Origin of the sequence: Corynebacterium sp. HMSC14H10 (genome assembly GCF_001807105.1) — a bacterium.
Lineage (GTDB): Bacteria > Actinomycetota > Actinomycetes > Mycobacteriales > Mycobacteriaceae > Corynebacterium > Corynebacterium jeikeium_D.
In genome coordinates, this window is the sequence record NZ_KV787449.1 from 34,798 (window position 1) to 49,483 (window position 14,686).

The following is a 14,686-nucleotide window of genomic DNA, read 5'->3' on the forward strand; positions in this document are numbered from 1 at the left end:
GGGAAACTGCATGCCACGGAAGCGGAAGAAACTGGTCGAGGACTTCGAAGAGCTGCTCGAAGCCGGTGACATGGATGCGCTGAAGGCCGTCTATGACGCTTGCGCACTCAACGCAGTTTTCGGATACAGCAAGGACACTGCACTAGCGCTCCGTGGCACCCCGCCGGAGCTCATGCGCTGGCTAATCGACCAGGGAATCGACGTCAACACCGAGAACCGCTTCGGTAAAACCGCCCTGGCAGAGCACGCAAGCCGGGGCGATACCGACAAGATGAAAGTCCTGCTCGAATGCGGTGCTGACATCGAAGCTGGCAAACACTGGCCTCTATTCCAGGCAGCGAAGAGCCATCAGCCCAAGGCCATTGCGTTGCTGTTGGAAAATGGCGCTGACCTTCACCGCGAGAACCGCCTCGGTCACGGCCGGACAGCGTTCAAAGAGGCCGTCGCTACCGCCGATATCGATTCCCTCAGTCGAGTCCTAGCGAGTATCGAGGTGCTCCTGGACGCGGGTTCGGAAATCGACGACGAAGCTCGCGAAGAGTTCACTAAGTTCGGTCGCCGCTACAACCGCCTGTCAGACAAGCAGCGCGACAAGTACCAGCCAGTCATGGATCGACTATATGAGCGCATCGGTGCTGACCGCCCGCAGGAAATCACGCCTCACGACGGCCACAGCGACATTATTGTCCCCGCAGACAAGTCGATCAACGGCCAGTTCCGATACCTCTGGAACTACCTGGTGCCGGGTGGTGGCCCAGCCGCGACTGTGCAGGGCGAAGTTATCCGCATCGTGGGCCGGCTCGGGTACGAAGCGCTGGAGATGGGCTACGTCAACTGGGACGAAGACTATGCCAAGATGATCGACTTCTGGCTGGAGACGGTTGGGGCCGCCGAGGATGCCATGGCCGTCGTAAAGCAGCGCAAAGCTGGTGAGGCGGACATTGATGCGCTGACGGAGGCGACAATCGAGTGGGTTACAGAGCACCCGCAGCCGATTGCGTTGGGCGAGGTCCCGTACCGGCGCTAACTCCCAAGAAGCTAACCCCGGTTTGGTGTTAAAAATCTGTTAATGGTTAGCCACTGCATCAATCGGTAGTGTCAGCTGATATCTTTGATGGGTGGAATCCGTATACCTAACAGCAATACTGTTTTCGATTATCGGCGGACTCGGTGCGTCGTTGCTTCGGCTGCCGCCGCTGATTGGTTTCCTTGGGGCCGGTTTTGCCGTTCATGCAATGGGGCTTGAGGAAATCCCGTTCATTGATTCGCTGGCCGAGCTTGGTGTTACCACCTTGCTGTTCACAATCGGTCTGAAGCTAAATCCGAAGGATATCGTGGCGCCACGAGTGGTCTTTTCGGGGCTTGGCCACGCGTTTTTAAACACGGTAGTTTTTGCCGTGCTGTTCGGTGTCGCCAGTTTCTTGCCGCTGCGTGAGCTCACGGGGCTGTCGGTGACCGCGCTAATTTACATCGGCATCGCGACTTCATTTTCGTCGACGGTGTTTGTGATGAGCCACTTGGAGGAGCAGAACCGCGGTGCTTCGGCCATCGGACGTATCGCGATTGGTGTACTCATTCTGCAGGACATCATTGCGGTCGGCGTGCTGGTGGCATCGTCGGGTAAGACCCCGGAGCTGTGGGCGCTGGCGCTGCCACTATTGTTCTTCATTCGCCCGCTGGCGGCGCGGCTTCCCAACCGCATGTTCCGCACTGAGCTGCTGGTTCTCACCGGTATTGGTATTGCAGTGGCTTCTTACTCGGCTTTCGAACTGGCAGGGCTCTCTGGCTCGCTGGGGTCCCTGGTCGCCGGTATTCTGCTGTCTTCGCACCCAATTTCTGACCGTCTGTCGGAAGCACTGATTAGTATTCGTGAGCTACTGCTGGTCGCGTTCTTTATCGAGATTGGTCTCGGTGGTCTGCCAAGCGCGGGCGGCTACGTCATCGCTGCGATTATGGTGCTGTTCCTGGTGTTCAAGGCCACTATCTTCATCTGGATTCTCAAGCGCATGGGACTGTCGCTGCGCACGAGTGCGCTGGCGGGGCTGACGTTGAGTAACTACTCGGAGTTCGGCCTAATTGTGATGGCGGCGGCGACGCAACAGGACATTCTGCCGGAAGAATGGACCTCGATTATGGCAGTCGCCGTGGCGGGTAGCTTCATTGCCAGCTCGCTGATGGCCCCGCACGAAGACAAGATTGTCAGCTTCCTGCAGAAGTTCGTCCCAGAAACCCCAGAGGACCGCCTGGTGCCAGAAGAGGCAAAGGTCATTATTGATAACGCCGATGCTCTCATCATGGGTATGGGGCGAGTCGGCGTTGGTGTCTACGGCAGGTTGGTCAACGAGTACGGCATGAACGTCTTCGGTGTTGATTTCGACGAGGATCGCATCGAAGAGCTGCGCGAGCAGGGCTACCAGGTCATCCCAGGCGATGTGACAGACCCAGAGCTCTGGCACCACATCGAGTTGGAGAAGAAACCAGCGCTGTACGTGTTGGCGCTGTCTGAGCACGCTGAGACCTACGCGATGATTCAGAACATCCGTAAGCAGGACACCGAAGCCGTGGTTGCTACCACCACTAAGGTGCAGAGGTTTAAGGATCAGCTTCTCAACGTTGGTGCCGACATGGCCGTCTACCTCTACGACGGTGCTGGCGAGGAGCTCGCCGACCGTGCAGTGGAGACGCTTAAGCAGCGGTCTTAGTCGCATCCGTTAAATACGGCAAACAACAAGCCAGCCGATTCGTTCGGCGATAAGCTGATTTCATGTCAGTCACCCAAAACCAGATGCCCGCGAGTCCTATTCGATCCAGTCGCAGTGCGATGTTTCGGATGACCGCGGGCCTTGCTGTTGTCATGCTCGGAACTCTCGTCGGCTGCTCATCTTCAGATTCCGAAGATGCCGCCGCATCACAAAGCAACAATGATCAGAGTGAGGTACAGTCGCAATCGACGTCGGCAAGCGAGGGCGATAATCCGAAGATGCCGTCGCCGACGAAGGGGACAAGCGTCGACAGCATCGGATTTGATGAAAGCGCCTACCAGAAAATTGACGTTCAGCGGTTTAGCCAGAACGGAATCAAGGCGTTCTACGTCACGCTAGACGGGAAAAAGAGCGAGTGTTTCTACTCAGACGGCGCGGTGACGTGCATCGGTAAGGCTGATTCGTCGATTCCCGACGTGGAGGTTCCGCCGTTCCCACCACAGTCGCCGGGCGCAATCATGCTGAATACTTCAGGTGCCGCGTACACGCTCGTCGAAGGGGTACCGCCGGCTCAGGAAGAGCTTGACGACGGCCAATGGACGAGCTTCGGCACCGCTGCGTGTGCGAAGACGGATGCGAACAAGCTGGTGTGCCAGTCGGATAACGCGGCCTTTGCCATCGAAGGCAAGGACAAGAATATTCGCACCTCCGGCAAGGTTTTCGATTCCGCCGAGGAACTCATGGCCCAGGGGAGTGAGCCGGCGAGGGGCTACAGTCAGGGCACGGATGCACTTGTTCAGGGGCCGATGATGTGCGGTGCCATGGAGGGCCATCGTCTGGCGGAAGTGGTCAAGGGTGAGATGACCTGCGCTGAGGCCATGGATGTGTTGGATCGGTACGACGCAATCAAGGACACTGAGGGCGGTGGCAACACCCTGACCGCTCAAGTAGGGGACTGGACCTGTAGCTCTCCGACGGCGGCGAGGTCTGAGGAGTTGGGAGCGGTAACGGTGTGTGAGGACCCGGAGCATGGCTTGGAAGTCCGTGACCCCGTGATGGGCTAGCAGGGTTACCGCGGCTAACAGCATTTTCAAATAAGCCTAAGCTGGAACTATGACTGATTTATATCTCGTGCGGCACGGTGAAACTGAGTGGTCGCGCACTGGGCAGCACACATCGGTAACTGATCTTCCGCTGACTGACAACGGTCGGGAAGAAGCCAAGGCCCTCAACGGCTGGCTGGATCCGAAGGACTTTGGGCTAGTGCTGGCATCACCCCGTCAGCGCGCCCAGGAGACCGCTCGATTGGCGGGGTTCCACGACTTCGAGGTCGAAGAGGATCTCGCGGAATGGTTCTATGGCGACTACGAGGGGATTACCTCGAAGGAAGTGCAAAAGACCGTTCCCGATTGGCAGATTTGGACTCACGGTGTGCCCAATGGCGAAACCGCGGAGGAAGTCCGTGAGCGAGTTGAGCGAGTGGTGAAAAGGGTGCGTGAATCGGGCGAAGACAAGGCGATTCTGTTCGCCCACGGTCACTCGCTGCGTGCGCTCACCACAGCCTGGTTGGAACTGCCCATTGCACTTGGCCAGTCCTTCCCATTGAATACCGCATCCCTGTCCGTGCTCGGTCGCTACCATGACCGACCTGCGGTTCTGCGCTGGAACCTCTCGCGGGGATTGTAGCGGCGTTGTACAGGTGTCTCGGTGAATTCGCCGATGCCATTCAAGCCGCCAACGCCGTCAAGCTCTGTAAGAGGTGCCTGTGAATCACAATTCCGATGCTTTCGCCCGCGTAGTCGACCGTGCCCGCGGCGTGCTCTATGGCCAGGTCATCGGCGATAACCTCGGCGCGCTAGTGGAGTTTTGTAGTGCCGAGGAGATTGCACAGCGCTACCCACACGGTGTCTGTGAACTTGCCGATGGCGGCACCCACAACACCGCCGCCGGCCAGCCCACTGATGACTCCGAAATGGCGCTGGCGCTGGCACGCTCACTGGTGCGCTGCGAAGGCTACGATGCCGCCGATGTCCGCGAGTCCTATGTGCGCTGGGCAAACTCCGACGCTTTCGACATCGGAGAGGCCACCACGGCAGCGTTGCTCCGGCGCGCGCCGAACCCGAACTCCCAGGCTAACGGCGCGCTCATGCGTATCTCACCGCTGGCTATCGTGTACTGGCGCAACCCCGCACGTGCTGGCGAACTCGCCCGCAAGGACGCCGCCATCACGCACCCGCACCCAGTGTGCATAGAGGCCAATTCACGTTACGCATCCGCGCTTGCCGACGTCATCAGCGGCGGCCTCCACCAGCCGCGCCGCGGCATTGGCGTGAGTGCGCTGATGGAGTGGCTGGCTTCCCAGCGCGCGCAGTGGGAAACCGAGTGGCAGGCCAGCGGTGCCGTGGTGGATAGCGGGGAGCCGGATTTCTCGGTGCATCAGGGATGGCTGCGCTTTGCGCTGTGGGCACTGCATGAAGAACTGCGCCGGGTAGAAGACAAAACCACGACCTTTGAGGACTCTCTGGTCCGAGTCATTGGCCGTGGCGGCGACACCGACACTAACGCGGCCATTGTTGGTGCTTTTCTCGGTGGCGTCTTTGGGGCCTCCGGCATTCCGCAGCGGTGGCGGGATGTCATTGATTCCTGCTCGCCGAAGCGAAACCGGCCCGCGCAGTATCACCCAAACGATGTTGCGGAGTTGGCGGAGAAACTGGTGGGCATGGAGAGCTAATATTCGGCGACGCACTCACTAATGAGTGGACGTATCGTCAGATTTCTTTCCACTTGACGCCGTTTCTTCTCGTCGTCCACGCCGAGTCTCCTTGGTTTACTTTTTATCCAGTTAACTCTCTTTCCCGAAGATTTTCTTCATTTAGATAGTTGGCGTGGGCATTAGGGGACTCGGTGAGTCCAGCCCTCCGTGCCGTATTTGGTGTCAATAAGATGCTGCGCCGCAGCGAAGTCCTCATCGGAAAGCGATGCCTCGGCGGCACCGTAGCGGTTGATGAATGTCTGCTTCATCGTGTCAATGACTTCCGCGCGGCTGGCACCGGTCTGGCGACGGAGCGGATCGACGCGCTTCTTCGCGCTGCGCAGGCCCTTATCGGCAATCTTGGCCTTGCCAATGCGCAGGACTTCCATCATTTTGTCAGCGTCGATGTCATAACTCATGGTGACGTGGTGAAGCACTGTTGAGCCACGGCGCTTCTGTGCGGCACCACCAATCTTGCCGCCATCGGAGGTGATGTCATTGATGGGGACATACCACGCATTGACCCCGAGCTGCGCAAGTGCAGCGATGACCCAGCGGTCGAGGAATTCATAGGATTCGACGTAGCTAAGACCAGCGACCAGCTTCTCTGGTACATAGATCGAGTAGGTGACGCAGTTGCCGCCCTCCATGAACATCGCGCCACCGCCGGAGAGACGACGCACCACTTGCACATCGTGCTTCTCTACACCCTCGGGCTCGAGTTCGTTGACATAAGACTGATATGAACCGATCACAGTGGCACGATCATCCCAATCCCAGAAACGCAGAGTCGGTCCGCGCTGCCCGGAATTGACTTGATCAAGAAGGACCTCGTCGAGCGCAACATTCATCACCGTCGGCAGGACACCCGGCTGCAAAACCTCCCACTCCAAATCAGTGAAGTCGACGGCCTGTGTCAGTGCACGTCGAACGACTTGCGCAATGATGTGGGTATCAAAACCGTGCAGTCGCACCTCGCGGCCAGACTGATCCTCAAAATCCTTCAGCGCCGCATCGAGGCGAGCCTGTAGGCGTTCCGTATTGTCCCCGGCAGGCGCACCGAGGAGAGCGTCATTAATAATGTCGTAGGCTTCATCGGGTTCGAGGAAAAAATCGCCCGAAATGCTTATCGACGAAATCGTGTCACCTGTGGTCTCGCAGTCGGCAACAACCAATTTGCCGCCGGGAACCTTCATTTCTGAGTGAAATTTCTGTGCGGGGGTCATGGGTTTCGATGGTACTCGTGCCGGGCGTTACGATGCCCCCCCCGTGTTTACCTCATCGACTTTGGATCACCGTGCCCGCAAAATTGTTGCGTGGGTAGCAGGCCTGAATCTTCTCGGATTCTTCATTGAATTAATTGTTGCCTCAATTATTGGCTCCGCAGCGCTGTTCGCCGACGCTGCAGACTTTCTTGAAGATTTCCTCATGAACCTGCTGGTTCTCACCGCATTGGGTTGGTCGCTGGCGAGCCGTCGTAAAGCAAGCTTCGGCCTTGCCGGGCTAATCCTGATTCCGGCGATTGCGGCGTTCGGCACTGCCATCTGGAAGATGATCAGCGGTGAGCCGCCAGAGCCGCTAACGCTGTCGGTGACTGCGATTATTGCGATGGTCATCAACCTGGTCTGCGCGATTTTGCTGATGAACCTGCGCAAAGCCGACAGTGCGCTCATGCGCGGCGCGTGGTTGGCGGCGCGTAACGACGTCCTGGCGAACCTGCTCATTCTCGCCGCTGGAGTGGTCACCATTTTCTGGTTCAGCGCATGGCCGGACATCGTCGTAGGACTTGTCATCGGCGTCATTAATCTCACGGCCGCAAAGGAGGTCTACGAGCAGGCGCGTGCCGAAGACCCCGAGCTGGAGATGGATGACGATGACGACGACTAGTGCAGACTAGTCGTGTGTGGCGGGGTGCGGTAGGGCAATAGTAGGGGGGGGGGCAGCTGGGGCCTACTTCCACATATCCTTCTGCCACTGCGGCTTATGAGCGTAGGTGAACTCGTAGTATTCCTTGTTCTTCAGCTCACTGGCTGCAGCCTGATCAATCACAACCGTGGCCCGTGGGTGCAGCTGCAATACGGACGCGGGCATAGAAGCGCTCAGCGGGCCCTCGATGGAGGCGGCAATGGCATGCGCCTTTGCAAAACCTGTGGCCAGCAGCAGGAGGTGCCCCGCACGTGAAATGGTGCCAAGACCCTGGGTGACCACGTGGTACGGCACGTCTTCGGTGGAGTCGAAGAAGCGGGCGTTATCCAGCACGGTCTGCGGGTGCAGCGTCTTAATGCGAGTCAGGGAACCGAAAGAGCTGGCGGGCTCGTTAAAACCGACATGCCCATTTGTGCCGATGCCCAGTAACTGAATGTCAATGCCGCCGGCCTCGATAATCTTGCGTTCGTAGTCCTCGCAGGCAGCGCCAATGTCGTCTGCGAGACCATCGGGAATATGGACCCGCGCCGGGTCGACATCCACGTGATCGGAAAACTCGTTGTGAATCACGTGGTAGTAGCTCTGCTCATGCTCGATGGGCAGGCCCACGTATTCGTCGAGTGCGAAGAAGCTGCAGTCCTTGAAAGTGACTTCACCAGCCCGATGGCGACGAATCAGCTCCCGATACGTCGCAAGCGGGGTCGATCCTGTTGCTACACCGAGGTTTGCACCCTTGTTGGCGTAGTGCGCGAGGTAATCCGAAGCGATGCTCGCGACTTCAGCCTCAGAATCGACGATGATGATTTCCATGGTGGAACACTCCTGAAAACGAGGGCTCGTGGCAGAAATTGCAAAAGGTGCGAGACAGAGTACCAGTGACTCCACAACGCTAAGCGCTATAGCCCTATTCAGATGAGGTTAATCTGCCACGGGGTGAGACCTGTAATTGAGCCCTGTTTTTCCTGCGTAGGCTACTTCACCCAGAAGTTGCCGTCTTCATCCTTGTAGATGATGTCGCCAGCGTGAGCGACCTGGGTGTCGTTAACCTGAAGCTCAACCAAATCCAGCGTTTCGACGATTGGTTCAATGTAGACGCCACCGTTAAACCAAACCTTGAAAGCATCTGCTGAAGTCGAAGAACCGGAGAAACGGTGTTCTTCATACTTGTGCACTGGTGCAAAGGGGCAACCAATAGCCTGTGCGACAGCTGGAGAGGCAGCAACAGCGCCCAGCACAGTAGCGGCACCGATGGCGACAGCGGCGATAGAGCGAGAGAATTTCATGAGGCAATTCTATGCCGATTCAGTCCCGGATGGGAAGGCCGGGCTGAACGGCTGCTTCCCTGTATTTACCGCCACTCGGCAGTTGCCGGGTCAATGCCTTCCTTACGGGCCTGAGCTTCAATCAGCTCCAGCAGGTAGCCAGCATTGCCGCGGTAGTACCGATCAAACCGGGAATCAGCGACGTACATGCGAGCCAACAGAATCTGCTTTTCTCGACCAGCCTCGTAGAAGCGAGTAATAGAGGCCAAGTGACGGTCAACTAGCTCGGCCGCCTCAGCGGAACCGGGCTCGACGTGGCGCTCGGCGGCGTCGGCAAGCGCATCGGCAAAATCCTTAGCCTCTGCTTCAAGCTCGGCCCAGTCGCTGTCCTTCATCTTTTCCTGAGCCTGCTGAGACTGCTCCCACTCAGTGGTGTCGCCCCAGCGCTCCTCAGCTTCGGCTTCTAGATTCTGCCAGTCGCGGCCCAAGAGCTCCGCTTTCGTCTTTGCTTTCATGGTATTTCCTTCCTCAATCAGTTTGTCCAAGGACTGCACCATGTGGTGCAGGTCAGCGATCTTCTCGGTGAGAACAGTTCGCTGTGCGAGTAAACGATCTTTCCGACTTCTCGGGGAGGAATCGCCGTGGATGAACTCCTCGATAGTCTTCAACGGCACACCGGCGGCGCGGTAGACCAGAATCTCCAGCGCGGTGTCGATGTCCTCATCGGTGTAGAGGCGGTAATCGGACCACGTGCGATACTGCGGGCTGAGTAGTCCGATGGCATCCCAATGCCTCAGCGTGCGCGTGGTAACGCCCAGGAGCTCGGCTGCCTCGCCGATGGTGTACTCGTTGTCGTTGTTGCTCACGGGAATCATCTTTCTGTTTGACGCCGCGTCAAGGTCAAGACCTGACGCCGAAATCCGTCGAGGAAGTTAGCTGGGGCAGCCGCAGGGGAGGGAGCGGGGCCGGGGTCCGCCAATCTTCGAGGCTCTACCGCAAGAGCCGAAGCCGATTGATTGCCGCTGCGACCTCCTGGACGCGAGGCTCGGCCAGATGACCAGAGTTGGTGAACTCAGCTGTCACATCGAAGAGTGAATGACAAAAGTTGTCGTACTCGCGCTGGATTAGGTCGGTGAGGTCAGTACGCCCATCGAGCTGCTTTACGACGGCGCCCAGAATCCGGGCAATTGCTTCTGTTTGGGAGGAGTCCATCAATTGGCTGACAGCGCGCAAATCAAGATTGTCCTTGCCCACCTGAATCAGCTCTAGACCACGAGCACGCGGTGGCTTAGGTGGTTTCGCACCGCCACCGCGCCCACCGCGACCGCCGCCGCGGCCGCCATGCCCACCACGGCCACCACCGGTAGGGAAGTCAGCCTGCAGAAAACGCTCACCGATCTGCGCAAAAGCAGGCGAAGGCTCAGCCGGAGTAGCCGATTCGCGAAGTTCACGGGCGCGCTCGGTGACGTCGTAAGGCGTGTACGCATCCATAGCAATCACGGTGTCCGCGACATCGATGAATGCGCCGGACCCACCAGCGACGATGACCGTGGAGATTCCGTGGTTTTCCCAGAGCTCGCGGACCCGTGCGACCAGTGGAGTAATCGGCTCGCGGTCATCGGGGATGAGGCGGCGCATGCGCTCATCGCGAATCATGAAGTTGGTTGCGGAAGTGTCCTCGTCGATGAGCAGCACGCGCGCACCGGAACCTAGCGCCTCCATCAGGCCTGCAGCTTGGGACGTCGACCCCGATGCATTCGCGGTGGAAAATCGAGTCGTGTCATCACCGGAGGGAAGGCCGTTGATAAACGGCGAGATATCCACACCAGTGATGGCTCGGCCGTCCTCGGCACGCAGCGCAACCGCAGTCTCGTCGGCGACTACAAACTCGCGGCCATCGCCAGCGACATGGTTATAAACACCCGTGACCAGGGAGGACAACAACGTGGACTTGCCGTGATAACCGCCACCGACAATCAACGTCACGCCCCGCGGAATGCCCATGCCGTGCACCATTTTACCCGACGGCAACTGAAAACTGTGCTGCAACGATTCCGGCGAGGTAAACGCAGTCGCGCCGGGCTTCGGCAGCTGGCTATTGCCCGCCTGACGGGGCAACACCGACCCGTCTGTCACAAACCCAATCAGGTCCGCGTCCGCTACCGCACGGCGCAAAAAGAGCTGGTCATACTCCAATTCCGCGGCTGCCTCGAGCGCATCGATGGGTGCGTTTACAATGGCGTCGTCAAGCGCGTCCAACAAATCCTCACAGATCAAGCGCGCCGCCTCACGCCCGAGAATGCGCCGGCCGCGGGCGGGCAGCTGGATTTCCAGGCAGATCTGGAGGGCATCATCATGCTTATCGACGTCGTGCGCATCCCCACGGAGCTCAGCGACAGCTGTTCGGCGCAAGACCTGCTGCCCCGGAGAATCGATAAACAGCCCGCGGCCATACTTCTTAAAAGCTCGCACGAGGCTGCGGTTCAACAAATCGAGCTCTGCCGTGCTGAACCTGCCGGGTTGTGAGCGGGAGGCTCCGCGATAGTCCAGCACTGACAGCGGAATGTGGACGCGTGCCCGTGATGCTGGAGCGTAAGGGTCGGATTGGACCTTGTCGACAAACAGCGTCGCGTCCAGATCCGGCAGGTCGTGGGAGCCACGAAGAGATTTGTATGCGCCGTAGCTCTTGCCATCGAGGTTGGAGAGACGTCGATAAAGGTCAGCGGGCATATTTCTACTTTCGTTGAGAAGTTGGGTGCTCTTCCCGCGAGTGTAGCGGCAGATGAGACAGCGCGATTCGCTCCTGGAACGGCCTGGGGCAAATGACCGTGTGCGGTAGCGCCGTTGCTGCAGGAAGGTAGCGTGAGAGGCATGACTGATAGCTCGGAAGCTGACAAACCCACGGACGCAGGGAACAACCCAGAGTCGGTGCAAAAACACGCCCGCGCGAATGCCAAGCGCTACGTCTGGGCGAACGGACTACAGAATATCGGCGACCAGATTGTTGCGGCCAAGACGCTGCTGCCATGGCTGCTGCATTCGGCTGGCGCGCCGGGCTTCTTCATCGCCATGCTTGTGCCGGTGCGCGAGTCCGGTTCGATGCTTCCGCAGGCCGCCCTCACACCTTGGGTGAAATCTCGCCCGCGCCGCACAACCGTCTGGATCGCTGGTGCTTTGGGGCAAGCCATCGCAGCAGCGCTGATTGGTCTGGCTGCGTTGTTCCTAGAAGGCACCGCGCTCGGCGTCGCTGTCATCGTCGCGCTTGCAGGCTTTGCGACGGCCCGAGCCCTGTGCTCGATGGCCTCAAAGGATGTCCAGGGCCGCACGATTCCGAAGGGGCAGCGCGGGCAGATTAGTGGCCGAGCTGCGATGTTGGGCGGTGTCGCCGCAATTATTGTTGGTGCAGTGTTGTGGATTATCCGCGACAACGTCACCAAACCAATCGTGGCGGGGCTCATCTTTGTTGCGGCACTGTCGTGGGTAGCAGCAGTTTTGATTTTCCGTGGGATTGTTGAGCCCACCAACGAGGGGGACAAGGAAGAACCGAATAAAACCTGGTGGCAGGACACCTGGCGGCTCTTTAAAGAGGATAAGAACTTCCGCGACTTTGTGATCGTCCGTAGTTTGTTGCTGGTCACAGCATTATCCACGTCGTTCATCGTAACCCTAAGTGCACAGGTGGGAGCTGATCTGGAAGCCTCTGACGGTAGCGGCGGGGGAGTAAGCGCCAATGTCGGTATCTTCATGCTCGCCGCAGGCTTCGCCTCTTTGGTTGGTGGAAAAGTCGCCGGAATCTGGTCGGATAAATCCTCGAAGAAGGTGTTGACCTACTCTTCGCTGGTCGGTTCTATTGTTCTCTTTTTGTTGGTCGCAAGTGCTCACTGGCTTTCCGCCGGTGCGAACGCTTGGATTTTCCCGCTCGGCTTCTTCGCGATGTCCGTCGTCCACGCCGGTGTTCGCGTGGCTCGTTCGACCTATGTTGTGGACATGGCAGAAGGCGACAAGCGCACCGAGTATGTCGGAGCAGCCAACACCATCATGGGCGTTGTCCTGCTCATCGTCGGTGCGCTTTCGGGTGTTATCGCCAGCTTCGGCCCTGCGGCAGCTTTAATCTTCCTGGCACTAATGGGACTGGTTGGTGTCGCTATGTCCAGCAGGCTGAAGGAAGTCTCGGCGCCGCACAAGGTGACGCCTTAGCAGGGCAGTTCTTTAACAAGGCGGAAGCACTAGCTCACACTAACCGCTACAGCCTCATCGTTCTTGCGCCTGACAATGTCAATAACCAGCGCAGTACCGATCACCGCAGCCCGCGTTTCCTCGTTCAAGTTCGGCTCCAAATGCAGAGCGTACGTGTCCTTGCCGGTAATAGCGCCTTTGAGACCACGGTACTTCCGGTCAATCTTCGCAATCGGGCGTCCCTTGCTGGTCAGTGCGTAATTTTTACCGCGGAAGCCGCCGTCAACATCGACGTCGGAAAGCCCTTTGACGGACAAAGTTAGCCGTGATTTTAGGCTGAATCGTTTGGTCTTGGCTGTGGCGATCTTAGCGCCGTTGGGTGTGAGAACCTTGTATGTGTCGCCGAAAACGTTCGCGGGGTCGGTGATGGTGAGGAGCTTGTCGCCCTCTTTGCCATCCTCGTCCACATCGAAGATGTCGTACTTGACACCGATGCCCAACATGCGGCGACCCAGTGATCCCGCTTGGGCAATTTGGGCAATCTGGGTGCCGTTGTCATCGAAAATGGAGTATTCACTGCGCATAACGTTGCGTGTTTCTTGAATCAGCAGTGTGTCGGTCGTAAGCAGTCGAGGTTTCTGTGTGTTCACGAATTAGCTCCAAACTCGATGACAGTTATTTAGAACTCTACGACCATCTTGCCGGTATTGCCTCCGCTAAACAGTTCGAGGAATGCAGCTGGCATGTTCTCGATACCGTGGCGAGTGGTGACATCGTAGGCGACCTTACCGCTGACGACCAGCGGAGCCATTCGCTCCTGGAATTCACCTGCCAGGTGCAGGTACTTGCCCAAGACGAAGCCGCGCAGCGTAATGCACTTGCCAATCGCCAGAGCCAAGTTACGTGGTCCGGTCGGCGCTCCAGTGTTGTTGTACTGGGAGATTGCGCCACACATAGCAACGCGGCCAAAGGTGCGCATCGCGCCGATGGCTGCCTCGAGATGGTCGCCACCGACGTTGTCGAAGTAGAAGTCGATGCCCTCCGGCGCTGCCTGTGCCAGCTGTTCTGCAACCGGGCCGTCGTTGTAGTTGAAGGCGGCATCAAAGCCGAGTTCGAGTAGGCGCTCAACCTTTTCGTCCGAGCCGGCGGAACCAATGACACGGGATGCGCCCATCTGCTTGGCAAACTGACCAGCAGCCGAGCCGACCGCACCAGCAGCGCCAGAGATAAAGACGACGTCGCCTTCCTTCATCTCTCCGACAGCAGTCAGGCCAACGTAAGCAGTAAGGCCAGTAAGACCAAGGATGCCCAGGTAGGCAGCAGCCGGTGCAACGTTCAGGTCAACCGGTGTTGCCTCGGAATCGGCAATAACAGCATTGGTCTGCCAGCCATAAGAGTGGCGGACAGCGTCGCCAACCTGGAACTTATCCGACTTGGACGCAAGGACAGTGCCCACAGCGCCGCCAGTCATTGGCTGGTCAAGCTGAAAAGGAGGAACGTACGACTTGGTGTCGTTCATACGGCCACGCATGTAGGGATCGACGGTAGCGACCGAGTTGGCTACCAAAATGTCGCCGTCGTTAAGCTCTGGCAAATCGACGGTCTCGAGGCGGAAATTCTCGTCAGTCGGCAGGCCGGTCGGTCGGGAAGCTAGAACCCACTGCTGAGTGGTGGTGGGCAGTTCGGTTGTGGACGATGCATCAGTGGAAGTCACTGTTTTTCTCCTGTTGCGTATTCCTGGATCTATTGTCAGATTGTTGTTGCGTGGCCTCTATATCGTGATAGATATCCGAGCCACGTAGGCTGCCACTGTACCGTTGCCGGAGTGGTTCAGGCTATGCCTAGACATGTTTTTATAACTTAAAGCG

General features: G+C 58.2%; 14 protein-coding genes. 7 read left to right on the plus strand and 7 right to left on the minus strand.

All coding sequences use genetic code 11. The features are described from left to right. The first annotated feature begins 10 nt into the window (after window positions 1-10). From HMPREF3135_RS09665 to HMPREF3135_RS09685, 5 genes are all read left to right on the plus strand, one after another. Window positions 11-1,027 carry an ankyrin repeat domain-containing protein gene (locus tag HMPREF3135_RS09665; protein ID WP_038628151.1) on the plus strand — a complete coding sequence of 339 codons (1,017 nt, stop codon included), beginning with the start codon at window positions 11-13 and terminating at the stop codon, window positions 1,025-1,027. Between the two features lie 91 nt (window positions 1,028-1,118). Next, the gene (locus tag HMPREF3135_RS09670) at window positions 1,119-2,702 is read left to right on the plus strand and encodes a cation:proton antiporter family protein (protein ID WP_005511540.1); all 1,584 of its coding nucleotides are present in this window, start codon (window positions 1,119-1,121) and stop codon (window positions 2,700-2,702) included. A 128-nt stretch (window positions 2,703-2,830) separates the two neighbouring features. Then, on the plus strand, window positions 2,831-3,766 hold the full coding sequence (locus HMPREF3135_RS09675) for a hypothetical protein (protein ID WP_240593305.1): 936 nt from the start codon (window positions 2,831-2,833) through the stop codon (window positions 3,764-3,766). Between the two features lie 49 nt (window positions 3,767-3,815). Next, on the plus strand, window positions 3,816-4,388 hold the full coding sequence (locus HMPREF3135_RS09680) for a histidine phosphatase family protein (RefSeq protein WP_005511515.1): 573 nt from the start codon (window positions 3,816-3,818) through the stop codon (window positions 4,386-4,388). A 79-nt stretch (window positions 4,389-4,467) separates the two neighbouring features. Then, a complete protein-coding gene (locus HMPREF3135_RS09685) occupies window positions 4,468-5,433 on the plus strand; it encodes an ADP-ribosylglycohydrolase family protein (RefSeq protein WP_083280651.1) in 966 nt (321 codons plus the stop codon). Window positions 5,434-5,594: 161 nt separating this feature from the next. Here the strand turns inward: HMPREF3135_RS09685 and HMPREF3135_RS09690 are convergent, their stop codons facing one another. Then, window positions 5,595-6,680, minus strand: a complete 1,086-nt coding sequence (locus tag HMPREF3135_RS09690) for a lipoate--protein ligase family protein (protein ID WP_038628161.1) — start codon at window positions 6,678-6,680, stop codon at window positions 5,595-5,597. A 43-nt stretch (window positions 6,681-6,723) separates the two neighbouring features. On the opposite strand from HMPREF3135_RS09690, the gene HMPREF3135_RS09695 reads away from it, so the two are divergent. Beyond that, the gene (locus tag HMPREF3135_RS09695; protein WP_049180864.1) at window positions 6,724-7,341 is read left to right on the plus strand and encodes a cation efflux transmembrane domain-containing protein; all 618 of its coding nucleotides are present in this window, start codon (window positions 6,724-6,726) and stop codon (window positions 7,339-7,341) included. A 63-nt stretch (window positions 7,342-7,404) separates the two neighbouring features. On the opposite strand, the gene nagB is transcribed toward HMPREF3135_RS09695, so the two are convergent. The 4 genes from nagB to HMPREF3135_RS09715 all read right to left on the minus strand — a co-directional run bounded on the left by nagB (window position 7,405) and on the right by HMPREF3135_RS09715 (window position 11,372). After that, entirely contained in the window at window positions 7,405-8,190 is a 786-nt protein-coding gene (gene nagB / locus HMPREF3135_RS09700) for a glucosamine-6-phosphate deaminase (RefSeq protein WP_016422331.1), read from the minus strand. A gap of 161 nt (window positions 8,191-8,351) precedes the next feature. After that, complete coding sequence (locus HMPREF3135_RS09705; RefSeq protein ID WP_049172637.1) at window positions 8,352-8,663, minus strand: hypothetical protein; 312 nt, start codon at window positions 8,661-8,663, stop codon at window positions 8,352-8,354. Window positions 8,664-8,728: 65 nt separating this feature from the next. Next, window positions 8,729-9,517: a MerR family transcriptional regulator gene (locus HMPREF3135_RS09710; RefSeq protein WP_049172640.1), complete on the minus strand. Its 789-nt coding sequence runs from the start codon at window positions 9,515-9,517 to the stop codon at window positions 8,729-8,731. Between the two features lie 115 nt (window positions 9,518-9,632). Continuing rightward, window positions 9,633-11,372: an ABC-ATPase domain-containing protein gene (locus tag HMPREF3135_RS09715; protein WP_070439411.1), complete on the minus strand. Its 1,740-nt coding sequence runs from the start codon at window positions 11,370-11,372 to the stop codon at window positions 9,633-9,635. Between the two features lie 141 nt (window positions 11,373-11,513). On the opposite strand from HMPREF3135_RS09715, the gene HMPREF3135_RS09720 reads away from it, so the two are divergent. Next, window positions 11,514-12,839: an MFS transporter gene (locus tag HMPREF3135_RS09720; RefSeq protein ID WP_222865698.1), complete on the plus strand. Its 1,326-nt coding sequence runs from the start codon at window positions 11,514-11,516 to the stop codon at window positions 12,837-12,839. Window positions 12,840-12,868: 29 nt separating this feature from the next. Here HMPREF3135_RS09720 and HMPREF3135_RS09725 read toward each other — a convergent pair whose 3' ends face one another. Both HMPREF3135_RS09725 and HMPREF3135_RS09730 read right to left on the minus strand, forming a co-directional pair. Then, window positions 12,869-13,468: an LURP-one-related/scramblase family protein gene (locus tag HMPREF3135_RS09725; RefSeq protein WP_016422337.1), complete on the minus strand. Its 600-nt coding sequence runs from the start codon at window positions 13,466-13,468 to the stop codon at window positions 12,869-12,871. A gap of 29 nt (window positions 13,469-13,497) precedes the next feature. Next, window positions 13,498-14,532, minus strand: coding sequence for an NADP-dependent oxidoreductase (locus HMPREF3135_RS09730; RefSeq protein ID WP_016422338.1), 1,035 nt, complete (start codon window positions 14,530-14,532; stop codon window positions 13,498-13,500). Window positions 14,533-14,686: the final 154 nt, after the last annotated feature.

What these genes read in the sequence shown, in the direction of transcription:
- HMPREF3135_RS09665 (WP_038628151.1), top strand. Translation starts at nt 11, where the DNA reads ATGCCACGGAAGCGGAAGAAACTGGTCGAGGACTTCGAAGAGCTGCTC.
- HMPREF3135_RS09675 (WP_240593305.1), top strand. Translation starts at nt 2,831, where the DNA reads ATGACCGCGGGCCTTGCTGTTGTCATGCTCGGAACTCTCGTCGGCTGC.
- HMPREF3135_RS09680 (WP_005511515.1), top strand. Translation starts at nt 3,816, where the DNA reads ATGACTGATTTATATCTCGTGCGGCACGGTGAAACTGAGTGGTCGCGC.
- HMPREF3135_RS09690 (WP_038628161.1), bottom strand. Translation starts at nt 6,680, where the DNA reads ATGACCCCCGCACAGAAATTTCACTCAGAAATGAAGGTTCCCGGCGGC.
- nagB (WP_016422331.1), bottom strand. Translation starts at nt 8,190, where the DNA reads ATGGAAATCATCATCGTCGATTCTGAGGCTGAAGTCGCGAGCATCGCT.
- HMPREF3135_RS09705 (WP_049172637.1), bottom strand. Translation starts at nt 8,663, where the DNA reads ATGAAATTCTCTCGCTCTATCGCCGCTGTCGCCATCGGTGCCGCTACT.
- HMPREF3135_RS09710 (WP_049172640.1), bottom strand. Translation starts at nt 9,517, where the DNA reads ATGATTCCCGTGAGCAACAACGACAACGAGTACACCATCGGCGAGGCA.
- HMPREF3135_RS09715 (WP_070439411.1), bottom strand. Translation starts at nt 11,372, where the DNA reads ATGCCCGCTGACCTTTATCGACGTCTCTCCAACCTCGATGGCAAGAGC.
- HMPREF3135_RS09720 (WP_222865698.1), top strand. Translation starts at nt 11,514, where the DNA reads ATGACTGATAGCTCGGAAGCTGACAAACCCACGGACGCAGGGAACAAC.